Origin of the sequence: Rhizobium sp. RU20A (assembly GCF_900155885.1) — a bacterium.
Classification (GTDB): domain Bacteria; phylum Pseudomonadota; class Alphaproteobacteria; order Rhizobiales; family Rhizobiaceae; genus RU20A.
Genome location: NZ_FTMB01000001.1, coordinates 1,534,720 through 1,560,856, shown reverse-complemented (window position 1 = coordinate 1,560,856; position 26,137 = coordinate 1,534,720). Strand labels below are relative to the sequence as shown.

Here is a 26,137-nt window from a genome sequence, read left to right as displayed (position 1 = left end):
CCATGACCGCTTCCACCTCTTCCCCCGCGGGCACCTTCCGCAAGGTGCATCCGCTCGACGCCCATGCCGCCATCCGGCTCGGCCTTCCGGCCCCGGATCATCTGGCCGTCATCCGCTCGGTCGCCATGGCGAGCGTGCTGGTAGCGCCGGCCTTCGAGGCGGAGGTGAAGGCCGTACTCTCGGCCGCGCTCGGCGATGGCCTGCGCTTCGTGGCGCCCGGCGAATGGCTGGCCGTCTCGCGCGAGGACATGCCGGAAGGGCTCGTCGCCCGCCTGTCGGTGACGCTGGCCGGCATGGCCGATGTCGTCGATCAGTCGGATGCGCGGGTGCTGCTCGACCTCTCCGGCCCCGCAGCACGCACGATCCTGGCCAAGGGTGCCGGTGTTGATCTTCGGCCCGATGCCTTCCCGCCCGGCGCCTCCGCCAACGTCCTGATCGGTCATGTCGCGGCCAATCTCTGCGCCTGTCAGCCGGATCGTTTTGAGATCGCTGTGACCCGCAGCTTTGCCGTTTCGCTGCTCGACGATCTCCTGCTGATGGGTCGTGAATTCGGGCTTTCCGTGGGCTTTTCCGACTGACGACGGAATGCGTCATGGCGTGACGCAAACAAGACGCTTATCGGCTAGAAAATGGCGCAATCGCGCCAATCGTCTTCGTCGGGATGGCTTTTGCGGCGCGTGGATTCTGGGTAGCGTGAGGCAAATCGCGGTGCCTGCCGGTCGCTGTTTCCGGGTGGCATTGCGCCAGAGCGCCCATCCCATCCCGGAGAAATCTTCATGAAAAGCCATGCCAGGGTCGTCGTCATCGGTGGAGGCGTCGTCGGCTGTTCCGTTCTCTATCACCTGACGAAATTCGGGTGGACGGATGTCGTCCTCGTGGAACGCTCGGAGCTGACTTCCGGCTCCACCTGGCATGCGGCCGGCGGCATGCACACGATCAACGGCGATCCGAACGTCGCCAAGCTGCAGAAATACACGGTGGAACTCTACAAGGAGATCCAGGACTACTCCGGCCAGGATATCGGCCTGCACATGACCTCCGGCATGATGCTGGCGGCCACGAAGGAACGGTTCGACTGGATGAAGTCGATCCTTGCCAAGGGCCGCTACATGGGGCTCGACGCACATCTGCTGACGCCGAAGGAAGCGCATGACCTGATGCCGCTGATCGATCCCGACCAGTTCGTCGGCGCCGTCTTCGATCCCGTCGAAGGTCACCTCGATCCCTACGGCACCACCCATGCCTATGCCAAATCCGCCAAGAAGAACGGCGCGGACATCTATCTCCACACCAAGGTCGAGGATCTCGTGCAGCGCGAGGACGGCCACTGGCGTGTCATCACCAACAAGGGCGAGATCATCGCCGAGCATGTCGTGAACTGCGGGGGCCTATGGGCGCGCGAAGTCGGTCGCATGGTGGGGCTGGAGCTGCCGGTGCTCGCCATGGAGCACATGTACCTTATCACCGAGGACATGCCGGAAGTCATCGAATTCAACCAGACGCGCGGCAAGGAGCTGATGCACTGCGTGGACTTCGATGGCGAGATCTACCTGCGCCAGGAGCGCAACGGCATGCTGATGGGCACCTACGAAAAGGCCTGCCGGCCCTGGTCGCCCGTCAATACGCCCTGGGATTTCGGTCATGAGCTGCTGGCGGAAGATCTCGAGCGTATCACGCCGGAGCTCGAAGTCGGTTTCCGCCACTTCCCGGCCTTCAACAAGGCCGGCATCCGCAAGATCATCAATGGCCCCTTCACCTTCTCGCCGGACGGCAATCCGCTCGTCGGTCCCGTGCGCGGCATGACGGGCTTCTGGTCGGCCTGCGCGGTCATGGCCGGCTTCAGCCAGGGCGGCGGCGTCGGCCTCGCGCTTGCCAACTGGATGATCCACGGCGACCCGGGCTTCGACGTCTTTGCCATGGACGTTGCCCGCTACGGCAACTTTGCAACGCTTGCCTATACCAACAAGAAGGTGCGCGAGAATTATTCCCGCCGCTTCTCGATCCGCTATCCCAACGAGGAATTGCCGGCAGCCCGCCCGTTCCTCACGACGCCGATCTACGACCGCCTGAAGGACGCCGGTGCCGTGTTCGGCGCTTCCTACGGCCTCGAAGCGCCGCTCTGGTTTGCGCCGGAAGGTGTCGAGGATCATTTCTCCTGGCGCCGCTCCACCGACTTCGACACGGTCGGCGCCGAGACGAAGGCGGTGCGCGAGAGCGTCGGCCTGATGGAAACCTCCGGCTTTGCCAAATATGCGGTGAAGGGTCCGGGCGCAGAAGCCTGGCTCGACCGGATGCTGACCTGCCGCATCCCCGCCGCCGGTCGCATGGCGCTGGCGCCGATGCTGAAAGAGGACGGCAAGCTGATCGGCGATTTCACGCTCGCCAAGCTGGGCGAGGGGGACTTCCTCGTCATCGGATCGGGCATTGCCGAAGACTACCACATGCGCTGGTTCGAACAGCATCTGCCGAAGGACGGTTCCGTGACGATCGAGGCGCTGAACCTCGGGCTTGTCGGCCTCTCCGTCGCCGGGCCGAAGGCGCGGGACGTGCTGCAGGCGCTCACGCATCTCGATCTCTCCGACGCGGCCTTTCCCTTCATGGACATCCGTCGCATGGATCTCGGCATGGCGCCCGCCATCGTCGGCCGCGTCAGCTATACCGGCGATCTCGGCTACGAGATCTGGATGAAGCCGGAGTACCAGCGCTACCTCTTCGACTCGATCATGGAGGCAGGCGCGCCGCATGGCATCCGCCTCTTTGGCCTCAGGGCGCTGAATGCGCTGCGCCTCGAGAAATCCTTCGGCAGCTGGTCGCGCGAGTATCGCCCGCTCTACGGGCCGCTGGAAGCGGGCCTTGGCCGCTTCGTGGCGCTCTCCAAGCCGGCGGACTTCATCGGCAAGGCGGCAGCCGCGACCGAGAAGGCCGAGGGCGGCACGCTTCGGCTGCGCACCTTCATCATCGAGGCCACGGACGCCGACGTCATCGGCGACGAGCCGATCTATTTCAACGGCGAGGTGCGCGGCTGGGTGACGTCGGGCGGTTATGCCCATGCGGCCGGCCTTTCGGTGGCGATGGGCTATGTGCCGAAGGAAATCGCCGACGAGGCCGACGGCTGGTCTGTCGAGCTGCTGGGCGCGGTTCTCGGCGCCCGGCTGCAGCCGCAGCCGCTCTTCGATGCGAACGGATCGCGCATGCGCTCCTGATCTTCGTCAGGAATTTCGCACAGTTGCGTGAAGAGGCAGATAGGGGCGCAGCGGTGGCTGCGCCCATTTTCGTGGAAAATTCGAAAATGCCCGGCTGTTCCACAGATTGATGCCGCATTTTGACGCCATTCGGCCGAAAAATCGGCGGAATCGTGCAAGGGTTAAAAGATCCTGTCTTTAATGTGATTTTTGACTTTCAATTTCGATCCAAACCGCTATGGAATCCTGATCCGCAGAAGAAACCCGCAAAGGGTGCGAAAACAAGAGATATGACCGTTCAGGGATCATATCCGGGGGATTGGTATGGAATATTTCATCCAGCAGCTCGTAAACGGGCTGACTCTTGGCTCGATCTATGGCCTGATCGCCATCGGTTACACGATGGTCTACGGCATTATCGGCATGGTCAACTTTGCCCATGGCGATATCTTCATGCTCGGCGGCTTTGCCGCGCTCATCGTCTTCCTCCTGCTCACGTCGTTCTTCGCCGGCATTCCGGTGGCGCTGGCGCTGCTCATCATGATGATCGTCGCCATGTTGATGGTCAGCCTGTGGAACTGGACGATCGAGCGGGTGGCCTATCGTCCGCTGCGCGGCTCCTTCCGCCTGGCGCCGCTGATCACCGCGATCGGCATGTCGATCGCGCTGTCGAACTTCATCCAGGTGACCCAGGGTCCGCGCAACAAGCCAATCCCGCCGTTGGTCACCTCGGTCTATGATGTCTTCGGCATCTCGATCTCGCTGAAGCAGATCCTGATCGTCGTGATCACCGCGGTGCTGCTGACGGCCTTCTGGTACATCGTCAATCACACGCCGCTCGGCCGTGCCCAGCGCGCGACGGAACAGGATCGCAAGATGGCGGCCCTGCTCGGCATCGACGTTGACCGCACCATTTCCGTGACCTTCATCATGGGCGCCGCGCTCGCCGCCGTCGCCGGTACGATGTACCTGATGTATTACGGGGTGGTCGTCTTCACCGATGGTTTCGTGCCGGGGGTCAAGGCCTTCACCGCGGCCGTTCTGGGTGGCATCGGCTCGCTGCCGGGCGCCGTGATCGGCGGTATCCTGATCGGCCTCATCGAATCGCTGTGGTCGGCCTATTTCAGCATCGACTACAAGGATGTGGCGGCGTTCTCGATCCTCGCCATCGTTCTGATCTTCAAGCCGTCCGGCATTCTCGGACGACCGGAAGTCGAGAAGGTTTGATCCCATGGCAAATCCTCAATCCAACACGCCCGCCGCCGGAAATTCTCTGACGGCGCAGGCCTTGCGCGAAGCCTTCTATGCCGGTCTCGTCTCGCTTGGCCTCTTCGTCCTGTTCGTCGGTCTGAAAACCGACCAGAACATCCGCAACGAACTGATCCTGGTGCAGCGCTGGGGTCTGCTTGCGATCTTCATCGGCGTGGCCATGGTCGGCCGCTTCATCACCGTCGCCTATCTTCGCCCCTACCTCGCCGCCCGCAAGGCGAGCCGGGACGCGCAGGTCGCCGACACCGAAGACGGCTTCGTGAAGCGCAACTTCTCGAAGCTCGCCGTCCTTGCCCTCGTTCTCTTCCCGCCCGTCGTCATCGCCCTCTCGGGCGTTCAGGGCTCGCTGAAGTGGGTGGACAATTTCGGCATCCAGATCCTGATCTATGTGATGCTCGGCTGGGGCCTCAACATCGTGGTGGGCCTTGCCGGCCTGCTCGACCTTGGCTACGTCGCCTTCTACGCGGTCGGCGCCTATTCCTATGCGCTGCTGGCCTCCACCTTTGGCCTGTCCTTCTGGATCCTGCTGCCGCTCGCCGGCATTCTGGCCGCCTTCTGGGGCATGATCCTCGGCTTTCCGGTGCTGAGGCTGAAGGGCGACTATCTCGCCATCGTGACGCTCGCCTTCGGGGAGATCATACGACTGGTGCTGATCAACTGGACAGAGGTCACCCGCGGCACCTTCGGCGTCTCGGGCATTCCCAAAGCCACCTTCTTCGGCATCTGGTCGTTCGATGTCTCTGCGCCCAACAACTTTGCCAAGGCCTTCGACCTGCCGATGTCGTCGGCCTATTACAAGATTTTCCTCTACTACCTCATCCTGGCCCTTGCCCTGCTGACGGCCTATGTGACGATCAAGCTGCGTCGCATGCCGATCGGACGTGCCTGGGAAGCGCTGCGTGAGGACGAGATCGCCTGCCGCTCGCTCGGCATCAACACGGTGACGACCAAGCTGACGGCTTTCTCGATCGGCGCCATGTTCGGCGGGTTCGCCGGCTCGTTCTTCGCGGTCCGCCAGGGCTTCGTCTCACCGGAATCCTTCGTCTTCCTCGAATCCGCGATCATCCTCGCCATCGTCGTTCTCGGCGGCATGGGCTCGCTGATCGGGATTGCGGTGGCGGCGGCGCTGATGATCGGGGGCACGGAACTCCTGCGTGAAATGACTTTCCTCAAGGCCGTCTTCGGGCCGGACTTCACGCCGGAACTCTACCGCATGTTGATCTTCGGCATCGCCATGGTGGTCGTCATGGTCTGGAAGCCGCGCGGCTTCGTCGGATCGCGTGAACCCACCGCCTTCCTCTTCGAGCGCAAGGCCGTCTCCGGCAGCTTCACCAAGGAAGGTCACGGCTGATGGCTTCGACGGGTACGACAATGACCAAGGACAGCATTCTCAAGGTCGAGCATCTGTCGATGCGCTTTGGTGGCCTGATGGCCATCAACGACCTCTCCTTCGAGGCCAGGCGCGGCGATATCACCGCGCTGATCGGCCCCAACGGCGCCGGCAAGACCACGGTGTTCAACTGCATCACGGGCTTTTACAAGCCGACCATGGGCATGATCACCATGACCCAGAAGTCCGGCAAGTCCTACATGCTGGAGCGCCTGCCGGACTTCATGGTGACGCGCGAAGCCAAGGTCGCGCGCACCTTCCAGAACATTCGCCTGTTCTCAGGCCTGACGGTTCTGGAAAACCTTCTTGTCGCGCAGCACAACACGCTGATGAAGGCGTCGGGCTACACGGTTCTCGGCCTGCTCGGCCTTCCCGCCTACAAGAAGGCGGCGGCTGCCTCGATCGAGAAGGCGCGGTTCTGGCTCGAAAAGGCCGATCTCATCGACCGCGCCGACGATCCAGCGGGCGATCTGCCCTATGGCGCCCAGCGCCGTCTGGAGATTGCCCGCGCCATGTGCACGGGTCCGGAATTCCTGTGCCTCGACGAGCCGGCGGCCGGCCTCAACCCGCGTGAATCGCTGGCGCTCAACACACTTTTGCGCGCCATCCGCGACGAGACGGGCACGTCGATCCTGCTCATCGAACACGACATGTCCGTGGTCATGGAAATCTCCGACCATGTGGTGGTGCTGGAATATGGCCAGAAGATTTCGGACGGCACGCCCGAGCATGTGAAGAACGATCCGAAGGTCATCGCGGCCTATCTGGGCGTGGAAGACGAAGAGGTCGAAGAGGTGATCGAAGAGATCGAGGACGTTGTCGAGACGGTCGAGGAGGGCAAGCACTGATGAGCGAGACTCTTCTGAACGTAAAGGCTGTCGAGACCTACTACGGCAATATCCGCGCGCTTGGCGGCGTCGATGTGGAAGTCAAGAAGGGCGAAATCGTCTGCCTGATCGGCGCCAATGGTGCCGGCAAGTCGACGCTGATGATGACCATCTGCGGCAGCCCGCAGGCGCGCACCGGCTCGGTCATTTTCGAGGGTCGCGACATCACGCGCATGCCGACCCACGAGATTGCTCGTCTTCGCATCGCGCAGTCGCCGGAAGGGCGCCGCATCTTCCCGCGCATGACCGTCTATGAAAACCTGCAGATGGGCGCGAGCCTCGACAACCTGAAATATTTCAACGAGGACGTCGAGAAGATCTTCACGCTCTTCCCGCGGCTCAAGGAGCGGCAGAGCCAGCGCGGCGGCACGCTGTCGGGTGGCGAGCAGCAGATGCTCTCCATCGGCCGCGCGCTGATGGCGCGTCCGAAGCTTCTGCTGCTCGACGAGCCCTCGCTCGGCCTCGCACCGCTGATCGTCAAGGGCATCTTCGAGGCGATCAAGAAGCTCAACGAAACCGAAGGCCTGACCGTCTTCCTCGTCGAGCAAAACGCTTTTGCTGCCCTCAAGCTCTCGCACCGCGCCTATGTGATGGTCAACGGCAAGGTGACCATGACAGGTTCGGGCCGCGAACTGCTTGCCAATCCCGAGGTGCGCGCCGCGTATCTCGAGGGCGGCCGTCACTGAGGGGGAACGAGGCTATGTTACAGGGTATTCTGCACGAAGAACCGTCCATCCTGCAGTTCTTCTTCATCACCATCCTCATGGGCGGCTGGACCGCATGGCGCACCGGAAGGAGCGTTGCGGAGAGCTGGCAGGGCATGCAAACGCTCGTCATCTACACGCTGCTGCTCGGTGTCGCGATCCGCTTCATCCATCACGCGCTGTTCAACGGCACGATGCTGACGGCGCAGTACTATGTCGTGGACACCGCCATCCTTTTGTTGTTTTCTGTCGCCGGATTCCGCTTCTACCGGACGAAGCAGATGACCAACAACTACTACTGGCTCTACGAGAAGGCCTCGCCCTTTTCGTGGAAGTCCAGATCATAAAGGGAACAATGCGGGGGTGGCCTCATCTCCCCCTCGCATCATAAATACCGGCGCAGTTGTGGTGGGTTATTGCGACCGGTCAAACACACACCCGCTTGGCTATTGGGAGTTACAAGATGAAGAAGTCTCTTTTGTCGGCCGTCGCGCTTTCGGCAATGGTCGCTTTCAGCGGCACTGCCTGGGCTGACATCCTGGTCGGCGTCGCCGGTCCCCTCACGGGTCCGAACGCTGCCTTCGGTGCACAGCTCCAGAAGGGCGCCGAGCAGGCTGCCGCAGACATCAACGCTGCCGGTGGCATCAACGGTGAGCAGATCAAGATCGTTCTCGGCGACGACGTGTCGGACCCGAAGCAGGGCGTTTCCGTCGCCAACAAGTTCGTTGCTGACGGCGTGAAGTTCGTTGTCGGTCACTTCAACTCGGGCGTTTCCATCCCGGCTTCGGAAGTCTATGCCGAAAACGGCATCGTGCAGATCACCCCGGCTTCCACGAACCCGAACTACACCGAGCGCGGCCTGTGGAACACCTTCCGTACCTGCGGCCGTGACGACCAGCAGGGCGCCGTTGCCGGTGCCTATATCGCTGCGAACTTCAAGGACGCCAAGGTTGCCGTCATTCACGACAAGACCCCCTATGGTCAGGGCCTTGCCGACGAAACCAAGAAGGCTCTCAACGCTGCCGGCGTGACGGAATCCGTCTACGAAGGCATCAATGCCGGCGACAAGGACTTCTCCGCCCTCATCGCCAAGATGAAGGATGCCGGCGTCAGCATGATCTACTACGGCGGCCTGCACACCGAATTCGGTCTGCTCGAGCGCCAGGCTGCCGACCAGGGCCTGAAGGCTACCTTCATGTCGGGTGACGGCATCGTATCGAACGAACTGGCTTCCATCGCCGGCGACGCCGTCGACGGCACGCTGATGACGTTTGCTCCCGATCCGCGCAAGAACCCGGCTGCCAAGGAACTCGTCGAGAAGTTCCGTGCTGCCGGCTTCGAACCGGAAGCCTACACGCTCTACTCCTACGCCGCTCTCCAGGTTATTGCCGAAGCTGCCAAGGCTGCCGGCAGCACCGACGGCCAGGCTGTTGCCGAAGCCATCAAGGCCAAGGGCCCGTTCGCAACCGCCATCGGCGAGCTCAGCTTTGACGAAAAGGGCGACATCACGCGTCCGGACTACGTCATGTACACCTGGAAGAAGAACGCCGAAGGCAAGTACGACTACGTGCAGAACCCCTAAAGGTTCAAAGCCGCGCCCTGCCGTCCGGCGGGGCGTGGCGAGAGGATCGCTTCTGCGGAACGCCCGGCCATCGTGCCGGGCGTTTTCGCGTTTAGAGGCCTGTTGGAAACCAGACGATGCCGCTTACGTCTCGTGCAGCACGTTGGCGGCGCGCACGGCGGCGGAGGCGCGGTTTTCGACGCCGAGCTTCACATAGATCTGCTCGAGGTGCTTGTTGACCGTGCGGGGGCTGAGGCCCAGGATCTCGCCGATGTCGCGGTTGGACTTTCCATGGGCGATCCACAGCAGCACTTCGGCCTCCCGCTCCGTCAGGCCGAAGGTCTGGCGCAGCAGCGAATCGCCGGCGGCACGGGTGGCGCTCGTCAGGCGGAAGAGGAATTCGTCCGCGCCGATGGCGCCGACGAAGGCGAGGTTGAGGGCAGGGGTCCCGCCAATGGCGATGACCAGCGTGTCGCCGCCGCGGCCGGCGGCGCGTTCGCCCATGAAGGCGCGGATGTCGGCGGCAATGGCGCCCAGGCCCTCGCCGGTGCCGGTGGCGGCATCGACGAGCCGGGCGGCCTGCGGGGTGGCCCAGCGCACCGCGCCTGCGCCATCGACCGCCATCAGATGCCGGCCGGCTGCATCCAGCGCGGCGCGGGCGCTCTGGGCGGAGCGGGCATTGGCGAGATGGACGCGGATGCGGGCGCGCAGTTCGTCGATGTTGATGGGCTTGGTGAGATAATCGACGCCGCCCGATTCCAGTGCATGCACGATGTGCTCGGTTTCCGTCAGCCCGGTCATGAAGATGACCGGGACATCGGTGACGGCGGCGCGGGTCTTCAGTTGCAGGCAGGTCTCGAACCCGTCCATCCCGGGCATGACGGCATCCATCAGCACCACGTCCGGCGTGATGCGATCGACCACGTTCAGCGCCGCCTTGCCGGAGGTGGCGATCAACACGGAAAAGCCGGACTGTTCGAGCGCATCGGTGAGGAAGCCCAGCGTTTCGGGGCTGTCATCGACGATCAGCACAATGTCGCGCGGATGGGCTGCCGCATCAGGAGGGGCCACGGGTCTGCTCCTTGGTGGTGATCTCGTGCAGGAAATCGGTGTAGCCAGCGAGGTCGAAGGCCTGCACGAAGGCGCGCGCCTGCGCGACGAAGGGGCCGTTTTCGTCGGTTTTGGCGAGATCCGCAAGCTTGGCCTCAATGCCCCTGACATAGCCGATCTCGCCGAGCCGGATCAGCTCTTCCAGATGCGCCTTGCCGGGGTTGACGATGACGCCCGGCGCCACGGTCTTCGTCGCGGGGCTTTCGCCGGTGTCGTAGACCCATTCGAGGCTAAGATGGATGGCGAGCTTGTCCTGAAGGCGGCGGATGTCGAAGGGCTTGGCAAGCGCATCATTGTGGCCGCTCTTGCCCTCGGCGGCGGAGACGTCGCCGATATTGGCTGAGACCATGACAATGGGCGCCATCTGTCCGGTTTCGCGCAGGCGCGTGACGAGTTGCCAGCCATTCATGCCGGGCATCGAAATATCCACGAAGAAGAGGTCGGCCTTCACACCCTCGATCAGCGCCAGACATTCCGGACCGCTCGCCGCCGTCAGCACGATGAAATCCATGGGCTTGAGGATCTCGCCCATGAGGTCCCGGTGGTCCTCGTTGTCGTCCACCACCACGATGGTCCGGCGCGGGCCCTTGTAGGTGGCGATCTTGCGCTGCGAAGGGGGCGGGGCGGGACGATCGACGGCCGAGAGCAGCAGCCGGACACGGAAAGTGGAACCGGCGCCGCGCTCGCTGGTGACGGCGATTTCGCCGCCGAGCGTCTGGGTCAGCAGCCGCGTGATGGTGAGGCCGAGGCCGAGGCCCGGCATGGGGCGGATATGCTCCGCCTCGCCACGCTGGAAGGGCTCGAAGATGCGCGGCAGGTCGCTTTCGGATATGCCCCGACCAGTGTCGGCGACGGTAAAGGTCGCGACCTGGCTGCGATACTCCACCTCGAAGCGGATCGTGCCTTGCTCGGTGAATTTCATGGCGTTGGAGAGGAGGTTCACGAGGATCTGGCGCAGGCGCTTTTCGTCGGTCTTCACGTAGCGCGGCAGGTTGGCTGCGCGCCTGTGCACGAAGGCAAGGCCCTTGGCCTCGGCCTGCGGGCGGAACATGTCGGCGATCTGGTCGAGGAAATCGGCGATGTTGATCTCGTTCGAATAGACCTGCAGCCGCCCGGCCTCGATCTTCGAGATATCCAGCAGACCGTCGATAAGGCCCGACAGATGGTCGGCCGAGCGGCGGATGACCTTGATGGCGGACTGGCGCGGGGCGGGGATCGTCTCGTCACGCTCGAGAATCTGGGCATAGCCGAGCACGGCGTTCAGCGGCGTGCGCAGCTCGTGAGAGAGGCCGACGACATAGCGGCTCTTGGCGCGGTTGGCGGCTTCGGCCGTTTCCTTGGCCTGTTGCAGGGCGGCGTCGGTCTTCTTGTGGGCGGCGATTTCCTTCAAAAGCAGCGTGTTCTGGCGGGAGGATTCCTCCTCGGCGACGACGCGGCTGTCATGGGCGAGCACGTAGAACCAGCAGACGACGCCGGCGGCGACGGCGAAGACGAAGAAGACGACGGCGATCGTGCCGTTCACCACCTCGGCGGTTTCCGGCGAGGCTTCGCCGGCCTGATGGCCGATAAGGGCGAGGATGGCGCCGATGACGCCGATCGAGAGGCATGCGCTCAGCGCGTAGCGGCCCAGGCGGGTTCCAAGCTTCTCGATGACCCATTCCGGCAGGAGCCTGCGCGCGACCGTGACGGCCTGCGCGTTCAGGCGCGCATGCGGCTTGCACATGTCGTGGCAGCGGCTGTCCAGCGAGCAGCACAGCGAACAGATCGGCGCGGCATAGGCCGGGCACCAGGCCATGTCCTCGGGCTCGAAGGGGTGTTCGCATATGGAGCAGGCGATGCTGGTCTGGTTGTGCCACGCAGCGCGCGGCTTGCGGGCGAGGTAGTAGCGGCCCTTCGTCGCCGACGCGATGGCGGGGGAGGCGATGAAGGCGACGATCAGCGTGATGTAGGGCGCCAGCGAGGCCGCGATTTCGCCGAAGACGCCGAAATGGGCGGCCAACGCAATGCCGGCCGAGAGCCCCATGGCGCCGACGCCGACCGGATTGATGTCGTAGAGGTGGGCGCGCTTGAACTCGATGCCGGGCGGTGCAAGGCCGAGCGGCTTGTTGATGAAGAGATCGGCCGATATGGCCGCCAGCCACGACATGGCGATGATGGAGAAGATGCCGAGCGTCGCTTCCAGCAGGCGGTAGATGCCAAGCTCCATCAGGAGGAGAGCGATCGCCACGTTGAAGACCAGCCAGACGACACGGCCGGGATGGCTGTGGGTGAGGCGGGAGAAGAAGTTCGACCAGGCGAGCGAGCCGGCATAGGCGTTCATCACGTTGATCTTCAGCTGCGAGATGACCACGAAGGCGGCCATCAGCAGGAGGGCTGCCGTGTCGTTCGGGATCATGTAGCCAAAGGCGGCGAGATACATGTGGGCGGGATCGGCCGCCTCCCGGGCCGGCACGCCGGTCGAGAGCGTCAGGACGGCCAGGAAGGAGCCGGCGAGCAGCTTCGGCACGCCCAGCACCACCCAGCCGGAGCCGGCGAGGAAAACGGCGATGCGGTGGCGCAGCTTGCGGCTGCCCTCGGGCGGCAGGAAGCGCAGGAAGTCCACCTGCTCGCCGATCTGCGGCATCAGCGCGAGGATGACGGCGGAGGCGGCGCCGAACTCGATGAGATCGAAGGGAGCGGCGCCGCCAACCTCGGCATTCGAATGGCCGATGCCGGCAAAGGCGCGCCAGAGGTCGATCTTCTCCCAATCCAGGAAGGCAATGAACACGAAGGGCAGGATGTTCAGCACGATCCAGAAGGGCTGGGTGAGGATCTGGAAGCGCGAGATGAGCCGGATGCCGTAGGTGACGAGCGGAATGACGACGACGGCGGAGATGATGTAGCCGAGCCAGAGCGGAATGCCGAAGGCGAGCTGCAGGGCGCCGGTCATGATCGACGCCTCGATGGCAAAGAGCATGAAGGTGAAGCTGGCATAGATCAGCGAGGTCACCGTGGAGCCGATATAGCCGAAGCTCGCGCCGCGTGTCAGCAGGTCGATGTCGACGCCATGGCGGATCGCGTAGCGGCTGATGGGCACGCCGACGGCGAGCATCAGCACCGAGGCGACGAGGATGGCGAAGAAGGCGTTGGTGGTGCCGTAGGCCAGGGTAATCGTCCCGCCGATCGCCTCCAGCGCCAGGAAGGAGATGGCGCCGATGGCGGTCTGGGAAATGCGCTCGGAGGAAAAACGCCGCGCGCTTTTCGCCGTAAAGCGCAGCGCATAGTCTTCCAGCGTCTGGTCGGCCACCCAGCGATTGTAGTCGCGCCGGACGGGGATGATGCGTTGGCGGGCGGTCATGCCTGTTTTCTGGCGCCTGTATGGGAGTGCTTACTGTGTGGGCACTTTTGGACAGGATGCGCATAAAGGCAAGGGCGATGGGGGCGGAAACGGCCGCCCCCATTCTCTATCCGGACTTTCAGAGCCGGCCGAGCAGGTCGGCCTTCTTCGAAGAATATTCCTCGTCCGTCAGAACGCCCTTGGCGTGGAGGGCGGCGAGGCGTTCGATCTTGGCGAAGATCTCGTCGTCGGAGAGCGGCGCGGTCTGCGCCGGCTGGGCGGCGGGTGTTGGCTGGCTGATGTCCGCGGGACGCGTGGGGGTGTAGGACTGCGTCACGAAGGGTTCCTGCGCGACGGGTTCTGTTGTCATGGGCGCAGGTGCGGGCATCTCGGCCGGCTGCCCGTTCGCCGGGGCGTGGGTCTGCTGCGAGCCGTTCTGCCGGTCGGTGGAGGCGGTCAGTTGCGGCAGGTCGGCGACGCGCACCAGGCCGAACTGCGAGGTGAAGGTCAGCGACTGATCGCCCGACTGCTGCTGGCCGAAGCCGGAAATCTGGTGGTCGCCGGTGTCATAGGTGGTCTGCTGGCCGTTGATCTCGATGACGAGGCGGCGGGAGGAGGGGAAGAAGGCGTAGCGCAGATTGTTCTGCGAGCCGACGGCCGAGGGGTGGCCGAACTCGCCCGGCCAGCCGCCCGAGGACATGGAGGTGCCGCCGGAGACGAAAAGGCTGGAGGTGCCGCCGCCCTGCTGGCCGGAGGACTGGCCCTGGAACTGGCCGTAACCGCCGCCCTGCTGCTGGGACTGGCCGTAGCCCTGGCTCTGGCCTTGGCCTTGATTGGGCCACTGGTTCTGCGACTGCATCTGTTGCGGCACCGGGGCGGGCGCCGGCTGGCTGCCGAGGAGGTCGGAGAGTTCCTGGCAGAGCCAGTCCACCTTCGCCTTCAGGCCGTTGTTGAACATGTCGCCGATCATGATCATGCCACCGCGCGACCACTGGCCCATGCCGCCGACTTCCGGATGGTTGAACTGTGCCTGCGTGCCGCCGCCATTGGCAACCGCCATCAGCATGTGGGTGGCGGCGTCGAGGCTGATGCCATGGCGCGCGGCAAGCTCCGTCAGGATGCGACGGCCGTCTTCGCTCAAGGGGTGCATGGAGTGTCCGATCGTGGGAGGAGGCGTGGCCCGCGGTGCTGCCGGCCTTTGCGATTGGGTCACCCTAGCACGGGTGTGTGACAGAAGACAGGTAAACCGGCGGGCGAGACGAGCGCCCTGCGCCGCTTTCCCCCCGGCGTCTACGTCAAACTACGTATACGGTTTTGCGGCGCAGCATCGGATAGTTCGTTTGCGAACGGTTAACGGCTCCCAAGGACGGAAACGGGCTTCGCCAAACGAACGAGAGGGGTTCACCATGACATTCAAGGCGCATTTGATCAGCGCGTTTCTGGCCGGCGCTCTGGCTACCACGGCCATGACGACCGCCTTTGCGGAAGACACGATCAAGGTCGGCGTTCTGCATTCCCTGTCCGGCACCATGGCCATTTCGGAAACGACGCTGAAGGACACGATGCTCTTCCTCATTGAGGAGCAGAACAAGAAGGGCGGCGTTCTCGGCAAGAAGCTCGAGGCGGTCGTCGTCGACCCGGCCTCCGACTGGCCGCTGTTTGCCGAAAAGGCGCGCGAACTGATCGAAAAGGACAAGGTCGCTGCCGTGTTCGGCTGCTGGACCTCTTCCTCGCGCAAGTCGGTCCTGCCGGTCTTCGAAGAGCTGAACTCGATCCTCTTCTACCCGGTGCAGTACGAGGGTGAAGAATCCTCGCGCAACATCTTCTACACGGGTGCGGCTCCGAACCAGCAGGCCATTCCGGCCGTCGATTACCTCGCCGAGAACGAAGGCGTGGAGCGCTGGGTTCTCGCCGGTACCGACTACGTCTATCCGCAGACGACCAACAAGATCCTGAAGGCCTACCTGATGTCGAAGGGCGTCAAGGAAGAGGACATCATGATCAACTACACGCCCTTCGGTCATTCCGACTGGCAGACGATCGTTTCCGACATCAAGAAGTTCGGCTCTGCCGGCAAGAAGACCGCCGTCGTCTCCACCATCAACGGCGACGCGAACGTTCCCTTCTACAAGGAACTCGCCAACCAGGGCATCAAGGCCGAGGACATCCCGGTCGTCGCCTTCTCGGTGGGTGAAGAAGAACTCGCCGGCCTCGACACGGGCCCGCTCGTCGGCCACCTCGCGGCCTGGAACTACTTCCAGTCTGTCGATACTGAGGTCAATGCCGAGTTCATCAAGGAATGGCACGCCTTCATCAAGAACGACAAGCGCGTCACCAACGACCCGATGGAAGCCGCCTATATCGGCTTCAACGCCTGGGTAAAGGCCGTCGAGGCCGCCGGCACGACCGAAACCGACGAAGTGCTGGACTCGATCATCGGCGTCTCGGTTCCGAACCTGTCGGGCGGCTACTCCACCGTCATGCCGAACCACCACATCACCAAGCCGGTGCTGATCGGTGAAATCCAGGCAGACGGCCAGTTCGAAATCGTCCAGCAGACCGCGCAGGTCGTCGGCGACGAATGGTCCGACTACCTGCCGGACTCCAAGGACCTGATCTCCGATTGGCGCAAGCCGATGTCCTGCGGCAACTTCAACGTTGCCACGGGCAAGTGCGGCGGCAAGGGCAGCTGATAGCGCGAGGGGGTGTGCGGCGGTCTGATGCAGGGTCGCTCACCCCCCTCTGCCCTGCCGGGCATCTCGCCCGCAAGGGGGGAGATCCGCAGGCTGCAGCGGATCGGCTTTCAAACCGTATGCCCGGTTCGGTTCCACACACGCGACGTCATCCTCGGGCTGGACCCGAGGATCCATTCTTGAGGCTTCTGCATTCTTCTCACCTTGCGCCATGCGGCGTGGATCCTCGGGTCCAGTCCGAGGATGACGCAGCAGAGGTAGGAAGGATGACGGGGCTGAAGCCGAAGTCCGGGCTGAAGCCGAAGATGGGGCTGCGGCCGATGACGCCCGAAAAGGGGTATGCGGCGGCTCCAACCGATCTCCCCCCTTGCGGGGGAGATGCCCGGCAGGGCAGAGGGGGGTATCCCCGTCCGATGCCCGCCCAGATCAGCGCCAACAGGGGGCACGCATCGTGATCCAACGTCTTTTCCAGGTCATCTGGCTCATGCTGGTGCTGGCCACCCCGGCCTTTGCGCAAGGGGGCGCCGATCCCAAGCCGCTCATCGACCAGCTCGGCTCGGCCAATTTCAAGCAGGCGGAAGACATTCTCGGCCAGATCGCCGCGACCGGCGACACCCGCGTGGTGCCGGCGCTGGAGGCGTTTGCCGAGGGCGATCTTTATCTGCGCAAGGCCGACAATGCGGTCTTCATCGCCAGGTCCGCCTCGGGCGGTTTTGATCTAGTCGACCCGCTGACGGGCGAGAGCGCGGGAACGGCGGCGAAGGCCGAGATGACGAAGATCAAGGTCAACAATACGCTGCGCCGCGCCATCCGCTCGGCGCTGGGCGGTCTGACGCTGCTCTCGCCTGACCGCGACGTGCGCCTTGCAGCTGCCGAGTCCGTGCTGAAATCGCCGTCGGCAGACAATCTTGCGCTGGTGGAAACGGCGCTCGCGAAGGAGACCGATCCTGCCGTGAAGATCCGCATGGAAGAGGCACGTGCCGTTTCCGTGCTGATTTCCGACCGGTCCGTCGAGGACAAGCGCCAGGCTGTCGCCACCATCAAGAATTTCGGCGGGCGCGAGGCGATCTCGATCCTCAGCGGTGCCGCCGCCAATGCCGATCCGGCGCTGGCCGACGACATCAATTCCGCCATCGCCTCCATCCAGAGCGAGCAGGAGCTCTGGGACGTCGCGCAGAATGTCTGGTACGGGCTCTCGCTCGGCTCGGTGCTGCTGCTCGCCGCCATCGGCCTTGCCATCACCTTCGGCGTCATGGGCATCATCAACATGGCGCATGGCGAAATGGTCATGCTGGGGGCCTACACGACCTTCGTGGTGCAGGAGGTGATCCGCACCTCCTTCCCCGGCCTTTTCGACTGGTCGCTGATGATCGCGCTGCCGCTTGCCTTCCTCGTCACCGGCGCGGTCGGCCTCGTCATCGAGCGCGGCGTCATCCGGTTCCTCTACGGCCGGCCGCTCGAAACGCTGCTCGCCACCTGGGGCATATCGCTCATCCTGCAGCAGGCGATCCGCACGCTCTTCGGCCCTACCAACCAGGAAGTCGGCAACCCCTCCTGGATGTCCGGTTCCTTCCCGCTCGGCGGCATGACGATCACCTATAACCGCATGTGGATCATCGCCTTCTCGCTGTCCGTCTTCGTGGCGCTTCTGGTGCTCCTGAAGCGTACGCCCTTCGGCCTGCAGATGCGCGCGGTGACGCAGAACCGCAAGATGGCGGCCTCCATGGGCATTCGCACGCCCTGGGTCGATGCCTTCACCTTTGCGCTGGGCTCGGGCATTGCCGGCATTGCGGGCGTGGCGCTCAGCCAGATCGACAATGTCTCGCCGAACCTCGGGCAGGCCTACATCATCGACAGCTTCATGGTCGTGGTCTTCGGCGGGGTCGGCAATCTCTGGGGCACCTTCGTCGGGGCGCTGACGCTCGGCGTGCTCAACAAGTTCCTCGAGCCCTGGGTCGGCGCCGTGCTCGGCAAGATCCTCGTGCTCGTCCTCATCATCCTCTTCATCCAGAAACGTCCGCGCGGCCTCTTCGCGCTCAAGGGAAGGGCGGTGGAAGCATGATCACGAGCTTCATCCTGCGCGCGCTGGAAGGCCGCATCGTCATCGCCGCCTCGATCCTGATGGCCGTCGCCATCCTCGTGCCGGCCCTCAATCTCCTCGTACCCGCCGGCAGCCCGCTGCACGTGCCGACCTACATCATGTCGCTGACGGGCAAGTATCTCTGCTACGCCCTGCTGGCGCTGGCGCTCGATCTCGTCTGGGGCTATTGCGGCATCCTCTCGCTCGGCCACGGCGCCTTCTTCGCGCTCGGCGGGTATGCGATGGGCATGTATCTGATGCGCCAGATCGGCCCGCGCGGCGTCTACGGCGATCCCGTGCTGCCGGACTTCATGGTGTTCCTCAACTGGAAGGAACTGCCCTGGTTCTGGCACGGCATGGACATGTTCTGGTTCGCCATGCTGATGGTGCTCTTCGTGCCCGGCCTGCTCGCCTTCGTCTTCGGCTGGTTCGCCTTCCGCTCCCGCGTCAACGGCGTCTATCTCTCGATCATCACGCAGGCCATGACCTATGCGCTGCTGCTCGCCTTCTTCCGCAACGACATGGGCTTCGGCGGCAATAACGGCCTGACCGACTTCAAGGACATCCTCGGCTATTCCGTCCAGGCGGATGGCACGCGCGCCGTGCTCTTTGCCCTCTCGGCCGCAATGCTGGCGCTGTGCCTGGTGCTCGCCTCGGCCATCGTGCGGTCCAAATACGGCAAGGTGCTGGTCGGCGTGCGCGATGCGGAGAGCCGCACGCGTTTCCTCGGCTACCGCGTCGAAAACGTGAAGCTCTTCGCCTTCGTCGTTTCGGCCATGATGGCGGGCATTGCCGGTGCGCTGTTCGTGCCGCAGGTCGGCATCATCAATCCCGGCGAATTTGCCCCGGCCAACTCCATCGAAGTCGTGATCTGGACGGCGGTCGGCGGGCGCGGCACGCTGATCGGGCCGATCGTCGGGGCCATCCTCGTCAATTTCGGCAAGAGCTTCTTCACAGGCGCTTTCCCCGAGCTCTGGCTCTTCGCGCTCGGCGGCCTCTTCATCGCCACCACGCTGTTCCTGCCGAAGGGTATCGTCGGGACGGTGCAGCAGGCACTTGCGAGCCGCCGCGAGCGGGCCGCGGCCACGGCGAAAGACACCTCGGCCACTCCGCCGCCCGGCGCCGATGCCGCCACGCCCGCCAACCCCCAAGCCGCGGAGTGAGACCATGACCGTCGTCAATCCCGATGCCAAACCCCGTAGCCTGCTTTATCTCGACGGCGTCTCCGTCGCCTTCGACGGCTTCAAGGCGTTGAATTCGCTCTCCTTCGTCGTCGAGCCTGGCGAGCTTCGGGCCATCATCGGCCCGAACGGGGCCGGCAAGACCACGATGATGGACATCATCACCGGCAAGACCCGGCCCGACAGCGGCGAGGTGTTCTTTCAAGGCGCGATCGACCTCACGACGAAGGACGAGGCCGACATCGCCCAGCTCGGCATCGGCCGCAAGTTCCAGAAGCCGACCGTCTTCGAAAGCCATACGGTGTGGGACAATATCGAGCTGGCGCTGAACCGCAAACGCGGCGTCTTCGCCACGCTGTTCTACACGCTCTCGCCCGCCGACAAGGCGCGCATCGAGGAGATCCTCGCGACCGTACGCCTCTCGCACCGCAAGGACGACCTCGCCGCCAACCTTTCCCACGGCCAGAAGCAGTGGCTGGAAATCGGCATGCTGCTGGCGCAGGAGCCGAAGCTGCTTCTCGTCGACGAACCCGTCGCCGGCATGACCGACGCGGAGACGGCGGAGACCGCGATCCTGCTGAAGGAAATCGCCAAGACTCGCTCGGTCGTCGTCGTCGAACACGACATGGGCTTCATCCGCGACCTCGGCGTGAAGGTGACCTGCCTTGCGGAAGGCTCGGTGCTGGCCGAAGGATCGATCGATTTCGTCTCGAACGATCCGAAGGTGATCGAGAATTATCTGGGGCGGTGAGGGGGGATGCGGAGGCTGAGGGCGATGCACCCCCCTCTGCCCTGCCGGGCATCTCCCCCACAAGGGGGGAGATCCGGTGGAGCAACCGCCTGCCCGAAAACAGACGTCTCCTTTGAAGAGATGTGCAAGCCGCCTGCCGATCTCCCCCCCACGTGGGTGAGATGCCCGGCAGGGCAGAGGGGGGTATCCCCGCAACGACACGCCAACCATGGGGCATCACATGCTGACCGTCGACAACGCAAACCTCCACTACGGCGCCGCGCAGGCGCTCAGGGGCATTACCATCCGGGCGGAGATGGGGAAGATCACCTGTGTGCTGGGGCGCAACGGGGTGGGGAAGACGAGCCTGCTGCGCGCCATCACCGGGCGGCATCCGCTGAGTGGCGGGGCGATCGCCTTCGATGGCAAGCCGCTGGATGGGGTCGCGGCCTACAATCGAGCGAAGATGGGCGTCGGTTTCGTGCCGCAGGGGCGGGAGATATTTCCCCTTCTCACCGTGAAGGAGAACCTGGAGACCGGTTATGCGCCGCTCGCGCGAAAGGATCGCTTCATTCCAGACGACATCTTCTCGCTGTTTCCGGTGCTGAACACCATGCTGTCGCGCCGGGGCGGGGATCTGTCCGGCGGGCAGCAGCAGCAGCTCGCCATCGGCCGGGCGCTGGTGACACGGCCGCGCATTCTGGTGCTGGACGAGCCGACAGAGGGCATCCAGCCGTCGATCATCAAGGATATCGGCCGGGCGCTGAAATATCTGCGGGATTCCACGGGAATGGCGATCCTGCTTGTGGAACAGTATCTCGATTTCTGCCGCGAGCTTGCGGACCACGTCTATATCATGGACCGTGGCGAGATCGTGCATGAGGGGTCGGCCGAGACGCTGGATACGGCGGAGGCCCGCCGGCACCTGACGGTTTGAGGACGCGGATACGGGAATGGCAGGGCAGATGGGTGAGAGTGCGACAATAGTGCCCCAACGGGCGTGGGGGCGGGGCCGGCTGACGGCCAAGCCCGCCGGCGGTCGCACGCGGCTCGACACCTTCTATCAGGAAGGCTGCGCCAAAATCCGCGTGCCCGAAAGCTTCGACGGGCGCATGGAGGCGATCCTCATCAACTCCTCCGGCGGGCTGACGGGCGGGGACGATCTTGCCTGGCGCTTCGAGGCGAAGGCCGGAACGGATCTGACGCTGACGACGCAGGCCTGCGAGCGCATCTACCGCGCCTCCGGCGGGGTTGCCGAGGTCGAGACGAAGATCACGGTGGGCGAAGGCGCCAGGCTTGCCTGGCTGCCGCAGGAAACGATCCTCTTTGATGGCTCGACCCTGTCACGGCGGCTGGAAGTCGATCTCGCCGCGGATGCCGCCTTCCTCGCCGTCGAGGCCGTGCTGCTGGGGCGCAAGGCGATGGGCGAGGCGATGCGGCGCGGGCTGTTCATGGATCGCTGGCGCATTCGCCGTGCGGGCCACCTTCTGCATGCGGAAAACCTGAAGTTCGACGGCGATATTACCGCGCTCACCGGGCAGCCGGCGGTGCTTGGCGGGAACGTCGCTTTTGCCACCCTTCTCTATGTCGGGGCGGATGCGGAGGCGCAGGTCGAGCGGCTGCGCGCGCTGCTCGGGCCGGCGCTTGGCGGGGTCAGCCTTATCAGAAGCGCGGCCGGCGAGAAGCTGGTCGCGCGGCTCGTCGCCGCCGATGGTTTTGCCTTGAGAAAAATCCTCGTGCCGGTCATTTCGCACTTGCGCAAAGACGCGCCAGTGCCGAAAGTCTGGTCACTCTGACCCTTCGACTTCTGTGTGATGACGCAAACGCCTGACGCGAAATCGGTTCCCATTTTCGCTGGATTTGCTCCAACCATTGGTGACGACGCATGAACCTGACGCCGAGAGAAAAAGACAAGCTATTGATTTCCATGGCGGCCATGGTCGCCCGGCGGCGCCTGGAGCGCGGCGTGAAGCTCAATCATCCCGAAGCGATCGCGCTCATCACCGACTTCGTGGTCGAAGGCGCGCGCGACGGCCGCTCGGTGCCGGACCTGATGGAGGCCGGCGCCCATGTTCTGACCCGCGATCAGGTGATGGAGGGCATCCCGGAGATGATCCACGACATCCAGATCGAGGCGACGTTCCCGGATGGAACGAAGCTGGTGACCGTTCACGAACCGATCCGCTGAGGTCTTCCGATGCTGGCGCTGCGCCCAAACTGCGAATGCTGCGACGCGGACCTGCCGCCGGAAAGCGACAACGCCCGCATCTGCACCTTCGAGTGCACCTTCTGCGCCGATTGTGCGGAGGGTGTGCTGGCCGGCAGTTGCCCGAACTGCGGCGGCGAGCTGGTGCGCCGCCCCGTGCGGCCGGCGGCCATGCTGGCGAAGTACCCGGCTTCCACAACGCGTATTCTCAAGGCCGAGGGCTGCGCGCCCGTCAAGGCTGCCTGAACCCCGCTCGACCAAAGGACGATGCCCATGATCCCAGGTGAAATCATCGCAGCCCCCGGCGACATCGAGCTGAATGCCGGCCTCGATGTCGTGACGATCGAGGTGTCCAATACGGGCGACCGGCCGGTGCAGGTCGGCAGCCACTACCACTTCGCCGAAACCAATGCGGGCCTCGTCTTCGATCGCGACGCAGCGCGCGGCCGGCGGCTCGACATTCCCGCGGGCACGGCGGTGCGCTTCGAGCCAGGCCAGACGCGGACGGTGTCGCTGATCCCGCTTTCCGGCAAGCGCGAAGTGTACGGTTTCCGCCAGCAGGTGATGGGAAGCCTGTGATGCGTGCTGCGGTGGCGATCGGTCTGCTTTTCCTCGCGCTCCCGGCTTTCGCCGAGGAGACGCCGGAGATCGATTGCAACAATGCCATGACGCAGGCCGACATGAACGCATGCGCGGCCGAGGATTTCCAGAAGGCGGATGAGGCGCTGAACGCGCTTTGGCCCAAGGTCCGCAAGGCGATGGCCGACTGGGACAAGACGGTGGCGGAGAGCGCGCTCACAACCGGCGCGGAAGCGGCGCTCCTCAAGGCGCAGCGCGCCTGGATCGACTATCGCGACGGCCAGTGCGAGGCGGAAGGCTTTTCGGCCCATGGCGGATCGATGGAGCCGCTCTTGATCGAAAGCTGCAGGGCGGAACTGACGCGCAAGCGCACGCAGGAGCTCGATGCCCTGCTGCAGATGTATTGAGGAGAGCCTTGGTGGGCGGACGGCGCTTTGCGATCGTGGGGAACGGACCGGTGGCGGCGGAGGCTGAAGCCGCGATCCTTGCCGCCGATTGCGTGATCCGCTTCAATGACTGCCGCTCTGCCGGCGGCCAGGCCCATCGCACCGATATCGTCGCCGTCTGCAACACGGGTCGGCCCGGCAAGGCGATGACGGAAGGCGTGGCGTGGCGGCTCAATCCGGCGGTGATGGCGGCGGGCGAGATCTGGTCGATCCGCGATCCCGAAATGTTTGCCGCGATGCGCGCGCCGCTTTCGCTGACGCATCCTGAACTCGACGATTTCTGCGACGACTACACCGATGGCTTTGCGGCGATCTGTGCGGAGGCCGGCAAGCGACACACCGTGCTGCCGGCCGGAACGCATCAGCGGCTTGCCCTTGAACTGGCGGCGCTGGACAGCACGCCCTTCGTGGTGCCCTCCACCGGCCTCATCGTGATTGCCGAGGTGCTGTGGAACCATGCGGTTGAGGGGGATGCCATCCTGCTCGCCGGTTTCGGGCATCAGGGCTGGGAATGGCACCCGTGGGAGGCCGAGCGGCTGTGGGTGGAGGCTCACGTCGCCGCCGGCCGGCTATCCCGGCTTGTCGCTGAGCCGGCAGAACTGGCCGGATAGGCCGACGATGATCGCGGGAAGCGCAAGGCTTCCCCGGGCCGGCCCCGTCAATGCCGTGGTGTCCGCCGCAAGGCAGAGCCAGACTGACGTGACCGAACAGACGAGAGGGATGAACCCATGTCCTACAAAATGCCGCGTGCCGCCTATGCCTCCATGTTCGGCCCCACCACGGGCGACAAGGTGCGGTTGGCCGATACGGAACTCTTTGTCGAGGTGGAGAAGGATTTCACCACCTATGGCGAGGAGGTGAAGTTCGGCGGCGGCAAGGTGATCCGCGACGGCATGGGCCAGAGCCAGGTGACGCGGGCGGCGGGCGCGGTCGATACCGTCATCACCAACGCGCTGATCGTCGACCACTGGGGCATCGTGAAGGCCGATATCGGGCTGAAGGACGGGCGCATCGTCGCCATCGGCAAGGCCGGCAACCCGGATACGCAGCCGGGCGTCGATATCATCGTCGGCCCGGGTACCGAGGCGATCGCGGGTGAGGGCAAGATCGTCACCGCCGGCGGCATGGATGCGCATATCCACTTCATCTGCCCGCAGCAGATCGAGGAAGCGTTGATGAGCGGGCTCACCTGCATGCTGGGCGGCGGCACGGGACCGGCGCATGGCACGCTCGCCACCACCTGCACGCCCGGCCCCTGGCATATCGCCCGGATGATCGAGGCGGCGGACGCCTTTCCGATGAACCTTGCCTTTGCCGGCAAGGGCAATGCCTCGCTGCCGGGCGCACTGGAGGAGATGGTGCTCGGCGGTGCCACCTCGTTGAAGCTGCACGAGGACTGGGGCACGACGCCCGGCGCCATCGACTGCTGCCTGTCCGTTGCCGACCAATACGACGTGCAAGTGATGATCCACACGGATACGCTGAACGAGAGCGGCTTCGTGGAAGACACGATCTCGGCCATCAAGGGCCGCACCATCCACGCGTTCCACACCGAAGGGGCTGGCGGCGGCCATGCGCCTGATATCATCAAGATCTGCGGCCAGCCGAACGTCATTCCATCGTCCACCAATCCGACGCGGCCCTACACGGTCAATACGCTCGCCGAGCACCTGGACATGCTGATGGTCTGCCATCACCTGTCGCCGTCGATCCCCGAAGACATCGCCTTTGCCGAAAGCCGCATCCGCAAGGAAACCATCGCGGCGGAAGACATCCTGCACGATATCGGCGCCTTCTCGATCATCTCCTCCGACAGCCAGGCCATGGGCCGCGTCGGCGAGGTTGCGATCCGTACCTGGCAGACGGCCGACAAGATGAAGCGCCAGCGTGGCGCCTTGACGGAAGAGACTGGTAACAACGACAATGTGCGCGTCAAGCGCTACATCGCCAAATACACGATCAACCCGGCCATCGCCCATGGCCTGTCGCACGAGATCGGCTCGGTGGAAGTCGGCAAGCGCGCCGATCTTGTGATCTGGAACCCGGCCTTCTTCGGCGTGAAGCCCGACATGGTGCTGCTCGGCGGCATGATCGCGGCAGCACCCATGGGCGATCCGAATGCCTCGATCCCGACGCCGCAGCCGGTGCACTACCGCCCCATGTTCGGCTCCTACGGCAAGGCCCGCACCAATTCCTCGGTCACCTTCGTGAGCCAGGCCGCCCTCGACGGCGGCCTCGCCGGCCGGCTCGGCGTTGCCAAGCAACTTGTCGCGGTCAAGAACACCCGCGGCGGCATCTCCAAGGCCTCAATGATCCACAACAGCCTGACGCCGCATATCGAGGTGGACCCCGAGACCTACGAGGTACGGGCCGACGGCGTGCTGCTGACCTGCGAACCCGCAACCGTGCTGCCGATGGCGCAGCGCTACTTCCTGTTCTGATATCTGCCGCAATGATGCGGGATGTCCGATCAACGGGCACCCGAAACCCATACCGAGGAGACACCATGATCTACGTGCTGGCCGAACACCGCATCCATCCCGACAAGACCGCCGCCTTCATCGAGGCCGCCAAGATCGTGGCCGCGGCGACGCGCAAGGAAGCGGGGTGCATCCACTACACGGTCAATGTGGATGTGGAGGACGAGAACTTCATCGTCTTCGTGGAGCGCTGGGAAAGCCGCGATCACCTTCAGGCGCATTTCGGCCAGCCGCATGTGAAGACCTTCCTCGATTCCATCGACGGCATGGTGGCCTGGCGCAATCTGGAAGTGGTGCATTCGGACAAGGTCGAGGTGCTCTGA

24 protein-coding genes are annotated in these 26,137 nt (G+C 64.2%); 21 read left to right on the top strand and 3 right to left on the bottom strand.

Annotated elements, in window-relative coordinates; genetic code table 11:
• Positions 1 to 2 precede the first annotated feature (2 nt).
• From F3H41_RS07515 to F3H41_RS07480, 8 genes are all read left to right on the top strand, one after another.
• A complete protein-coding gene (locus F3H41_RS07515) occupies positions 3 to 578 on the top strand; it encodes a sarcosine oxidase subunit gamma family protein (RefSeq protein WP_188129365.1) in 576 nt (191 codons plus the stop codon).
• A gap of 198 nt (positions 579 to 776) precedes the next feature.
• The gene (locus F3H41_RS07510; protein WP_149737935.1) at positions 777 to 3,203 is read left to right on the top strand and encodes an FAD-dependent oxidoreductase; all 2,427 of its coding nucleotides are present in this window, start codon (positions 777 to 779) and stop codon (positions 3,201 to 3,203) included.
• A gap of 303 nt (positions 3,204 to 3,506) precedes the next feature.
• A complete protein-coding gene (locus tag F3H41_RS07505; protein WP_149737934.1) occupies positions 3,507 to 4,409 on the top strand; it encodes a branched-chain amino acid ABC transporter permease LivH in 903 nt (300 codons plus the stop codon).
• 4 nt (positions 4,410 to 4,413) lie between these two features.
• Entirely contained in the window at positions 4,414 to 5,802 is a 1,389-nt protein-coding gene (gene livM / locus F3H41_RS07500; protein ID WP_149737933.1) for a high-affinity branched-chain amino acid ABC transporter permease LivM, read from the top strand.
• Positions 5,802 to 6,689: an ABC transporter ATP-binding protein gene (locus tag F3H41_RS07495; RefSeq protein WP_149737932.1), complete on the top strand. Its 888-nt coding sequence runs from the start codon at positions 5,802 to 5,804 to the stop codon at positions 6,687 to 6,689. Before livM ends, F3H41_RS07495 begins: the two co-directional genes overlap by 1 nt.
• Positions 6,689 to 7,414, top strand: coding sequence for an ABC transporter ATP-binding protein (locus F3H41_RS07490; protein ID WP_188129364.1), 726 nt, complete (start codon positions 6,689 to 6,691; stop codon positions 7,412 to 7,414). The genes F3H41_RS07495 and F3H41_RS07490 overlap by 1 nt, the downstream gene beginning before the upstream one ends.
• 14 nt (positions 7,415 to 7,428) lie before the next feature.
• Entirely contained in the window at positions 7,429 to 7,779 is a 351-nt protein-coding gene (locus F3H41_RS07485; protein WP_149737930.1) for a DUF6867 family protein, read from the top strand.
• A 116-nt stretch (positions 7,780 to 7,895) separates the two neighbouring features.
• The gene (locus tag F3H41_RS07480) at positions 7,896 to 9,014 is read left to right on the top strand and encodes a branched-chain amino acid ABC transporter substrate-binding protein (RefSeq protein ID WP_149737929.1); all 1,119 of its coding nucleotides are present in this window, start codon (positions 7,896 to 7,898) and stop codon (positions 9,012 to 9,014) included.
• Between the two features lie 123 nt (positions 9,015 to 9,137).
• Here the strand turns inward: F3H41_RS07480 and F3H41_RS07475 are convergent, their stop codons facing one another.
• From F3H41_RS07475 to F3H41_RS07465, 3 genes are all read right to left on the bottom strand, one after another.
• Complete coding sequence (locus F3H41_RS07475; RefSeq protein WP_149737928.1) at positions 9,138 to 10,064, bottom strand: DNA-binding response regulator; 927 nt, start codon at positions 10,062 to 10,064, stop codon at positions 9,138 to 9,140.
• Positions 10,051 to 13,440: an ATP-binding protein gene (locus F3H41_RS07470; RefSeq protein ID WP_149737927.1), complete on the bottom strand. Its 3,390-nt coding sequence runs from the start codon at positions 13,438 to 13,440 to the stop codon at positions 10,051 to 10,053. The genes F3H41_RS07475 and F3H41_RS07470 overlap by 14 nt, the downstream gene beginning before the upstream one ends.
• Positions 13,441 to 13,558: 118 nt before the next feature.
• Complete coding sequence (locus F3H41_RS07465) at positions 13,559 to 14,569, bottom strand: SHOCT domain-containing protein (RefSeq protein ID WP_149737926.1); 1,011 nt, start codon at positions 14,567 to 14,569, stop codon at positions 13,559 to 13,561.
• Positions 14,570 to 14,825: 256 nt separating this feature from the next.
• Here F3H41_RS07465 and urtA point away from each other — a divergent pair, with 256 nt between their 5' ends.
• From urtA to F3H41_RS07395, 13 genes are all read left to right on the top strand, one after another.
• Positions 14,826 to 16,112, top strand: a complete 1,287-nt coding sequence (gene urtA / locus F3H41_RS07460; protein ID WP_149737925.1) for an urea ABC transporter substrate-binding protein — start codon at positions 14,826 to 14,828, stop codon at positions 16,110 to 16,112.
• A 484-nt stretch (positions 16,113 to 16,596) separates the two neighbouring features.
• Complete coding sequence (urtB, locus tag F3H41_RS07455) at positions 16,597 to 18,174, top strand: urea ABC transporter permease subunit UrtB (RefSeq protein ID WP_149738262.1); 1,578 nt, start codon at positions 16,597 to 16,599, stop codon at positions 18,172 to 18,174.
• Complete coding sequence (gene urtC / locus F3H41_RS07450) at positions 18,171 to 19,355, top strand: urea ABC transporter permease subunit UrtC (protein ID WP_149737924.1); 1,185 nt, start codon at positions 18,171 to 18,173, stop codon at positions 19,353 to 19,355. The genes urtB and urtC overlap by 4 nt, the downstream gene beginning before the upstream one ends.
• Before the next feature lie 4 nt (positions 19,356 to 19,359).
• A complete protein-coding gene (urtD, locus tag F3H41_RS07445; protein WP_149737923.1) occupies positions 19,360 to 20,124 on the top strand; it encodes an urea ABC transporter ATP-binding protein UrtD in 765 nt (254 codons plus the stop codon).
• 220 nt (positions 20,125 to 20,344) lie between these two features.
• Entirely contained in the window at positions 20,345 to 21,040 is a 696-nt protein-coding gene (gene urtE, locus F3H41_RS07435; protein ID WP_149737922.1) for an urea ABC transporter ATP-binding subunit UrtE, read from the top strand.
• A 28-nt stretch (positions 21,041 to 21,068) separates the two neighbouring features.
• Entirely contained in the window at positions 21,069 to 21,899 is an 831-nt protein-coding gene (locus F3H41_RS07430) for an urease accessory protein UreD (protein WP_149738261.1), read from the top strand.
• Between the two features lie 89 nt (positions 21,900 to 21,988).
• Positions 21,989 to 22,291, top strand: coding sequence for an urease subunit gamma (locus F3H41_RS07425; protein WP_149737921.1), 303 nt, complete (start codon positions 21,989 to 21,991; stop codon positions 22,289 to 22,291).
• A gap of 9 nt (positions 22,292 to 22,300) precedes the next feature.
• The gene (locus F3H41_RS07420) at positions 22,301 to 22,555 is read left to right on the top strand and encodes a DUF1272 domain-containing protein (protein ID WP_149737920.1); all 255 of its coding nucleotides are present in this window, start codon (positions 22,301 to 22,303) and stop codon (positions 22,553 to 22,555) included.
• A gap of 27 nt (positions 22,556 to 22,582) precedes the next feature.
• Positions 22,583 to 22,888, top strand: a complete 306-nt coding sequence (locus F3H41_RS07415) for an urease subunit beta (protein ID WP_149737919.1) — start codon at positions 22,583 to 22,585, stop codon at positions 22,886 to 22,888.
• The gene (locus F3H41_RS07410; protein ID WP_149737918.1) at positions 22,888 to 23,295 is read left to right on the top strand and encodes a lysozyme inhibitor LprI family protein; all 408 of its coding nucleotides are present in this window, start codon (positions 22,888 to 22,890) and stop codon (positions 23,293 to 23,295) included. The genes F3H41_RS07415 and F3H41_RS07410 overlap by 1 nt, the downstream gene beginning before the upstream one ends.
• Positions 23,296 to 23,327: 32 nt before the next feature.
• Entirely contained in the window at positions 23,328 to 23,945 is a 618-nt protein-coding gene (locus F3H41_RS07405; RefSeq protein ID WP_149738260.1) for a Urease operon accessory protein, read from the top strand.
• Positions 23,946 to 24,062: 117 nt separating this feature from the next.
• Positions 24,063 to 25,775, top strand: coding sequence for an urease subunit alpha (gene ureC, locus F3H41_RS07400; protein WP_149737917.1), 1,713 nt, complete (start codon positions 24,063 to 24,065; stop codon positions 25,773 to 25,775).
• Between the two features lie 65 nt (positions 25,776 to 25,840).
• A complete protein-coding gene (locus tag F3H41_RS07395; protein ID WP_188129363.1) occupies positions 25,841 to 26,137 on the top strand; it encodes a putative quinol monooxygenase in 297 nt (98 codons plus the stop codon).

What these genes read in the sequence shown, in the direction of transcription:
- F3H41_RS07410 (WP_149737918.1), top strand. Translation starts at nt 22,888, where the DNA reads ATGCGTGCTGCGGTGGCGATCGGTCTGCTTTTCCTCGCGCTCCCGGCT.
- F3H41_RS07395 (WP_188129363.1), top strand. Translation starts at nt 25,841, where the DNA reads ATGATCTACGTGCTGGCCGAACACCGCATCCATCCCGACAAGACCGCC.
- F3H41_RS07415 (WP_149737919.1), top strand. Translation starts at nt 22,583, where the DNA reads ATGATCCCAGGTGAAATCATCGCAGCCCCCGGCGACATCGAGCTGAAT.
- F3H41_RS07420 (WP_149737920.1), top strand. Translation starts at nt 22,301, where the DNA reads ATGCTGGCGCTGCGCCCAAACTGCGAATGCTGCGACGCGGACCTGCCG.
- urtD (WP_149737923.1), top strand. Translation starts at nt 19,360, where the DNA reads ATGACCGTCGTCAATCCCGATGCCAAACCCCGTAGCCTGCTTTATCTC.
- F3H41_RS07470 (WP_149737927.1), bottom strand. Translation starts at nt 13,440, where the DNA reads ATGACCGCCCGCCAACGCATCATCCCCGTCCGGCGCGACTACAATCGC.
- F3H41_RS07505 (WP_149737934.1), top strand. Translation starts at nt 3,507, where the DNA reads ATGGAATATTTCATCCAGCAGCTCGTAAACGGGCTGACTCTTGGCTCG.
- F3H41_RS07510 (WP_149737935.1), top strand. Translation starts at nt 777, where the DNA reads ATGAAAAGCCATGCCAGGGTCGTCGTCATCGGTGGAGGCGTCGTCGGC.
- ureC (WP_149737917.1), top strand. Translation starts at nt 24,063, where the DNA reads ATGTCCTACAAAATGCCGCGTGCCGCCTATGCCTCCATGTTCGGCCCC.
- F3H41_RS07480 (WP_149737929.1), top strand. Translation starts at nt 7,896, where the DNA reads ATGAAGAAGTCTCTTTTGTCGGCCGTCGCGCTTTCGGCAATGGTCGCT.
- F3H41_RS07515 (WP_188129365.1), top strand. Translation starts at nt 3, where the DNA reads ATGACCGCTTCCACCTCTTCCCCCGCGGGCACCTTCCGCAAGGTGCAT.
- F3H41_RS07430 (WP_149738261.1), top strand. Translation starts at nt 21,069, where the DNA reads ATGGGTGAGAGTGCGACAATAGTGCCCCAACGGGCGTGGGGGCGGGGC.
- urtB (WP_149738262.1), top strand. Translation starts at nt 16,597, where the DNA reads ATGCTGGTGCTGGCCACCCCGGCCTTTGCGCAAGGGGGCGCCGATCCC.
- F3H41_RS07485 (WP_149737930.1), top strand. Translation starts at nt 7,429, where the DNA reads ATGTTACAGGGTATTCTGCACGAAGAACCGTCCATCCTGCAGTTCTTC.
- livM (WP_149737933.1), top strand. Translation starts at nt 4,414, where the DNA reads ATGGCAAATCCTCAATCCAACACGCCCGCCGCCGGAAATTCTCTGACG.
- urtE (WP_149737922.1), top strand. Translation starts at nt 20,345, where the DNA reads ATGCTGACCGTCGACAACGCAAACCTCCACTACGGCGCCGCGCAGGCG.
- urtC (WP_149737924.1), top strand. Translation starts at nt 18,171, where the DNA reads ATGATCACGAGCTTCATCCTGCGCGCGCTGGAAGGCCGCATCGTCATC.
- F3H41_RS07425 (WP_149737921.1), top strand. Translation starts at nt 21,989, where the DNA reads ATGAACCTGACGCCGAGAGAAAAAGACAAGCTATTGATTTCCATGGCG.
- F3H41_RS07495 (WP_149737932.1), top strand. Translation starts at nt 5,802, where the DNA reads ATGGCTTCGACGGGTACGACAATGACCAAGGACAGCATTCTCAAGGTC.
- F3H41_RS07490 (WP_188129364.1), top strand. Translation starts at nt 6,689, where the DNA reads ATGAGCGAGACTCTTCTGAACGTAAAGGCTGTCGAGACCTACTACGGC.
- urtA (WP_149737925.1), top strand. Translation starts at nt 14,826, where the DNA reads ATGACATTCAAGGCGCATTTGATCAGCGCGTTTCTGGCCGGCGCTCTG.
- F3H41_RS07465 (WP_149737926.1), bottom strand. Translation starts at nt 14,569, where the DNA reads ATGCACCCCTTGAGCGAAGACGGCCGTCGCATCCTGACGGAGCTTGCC.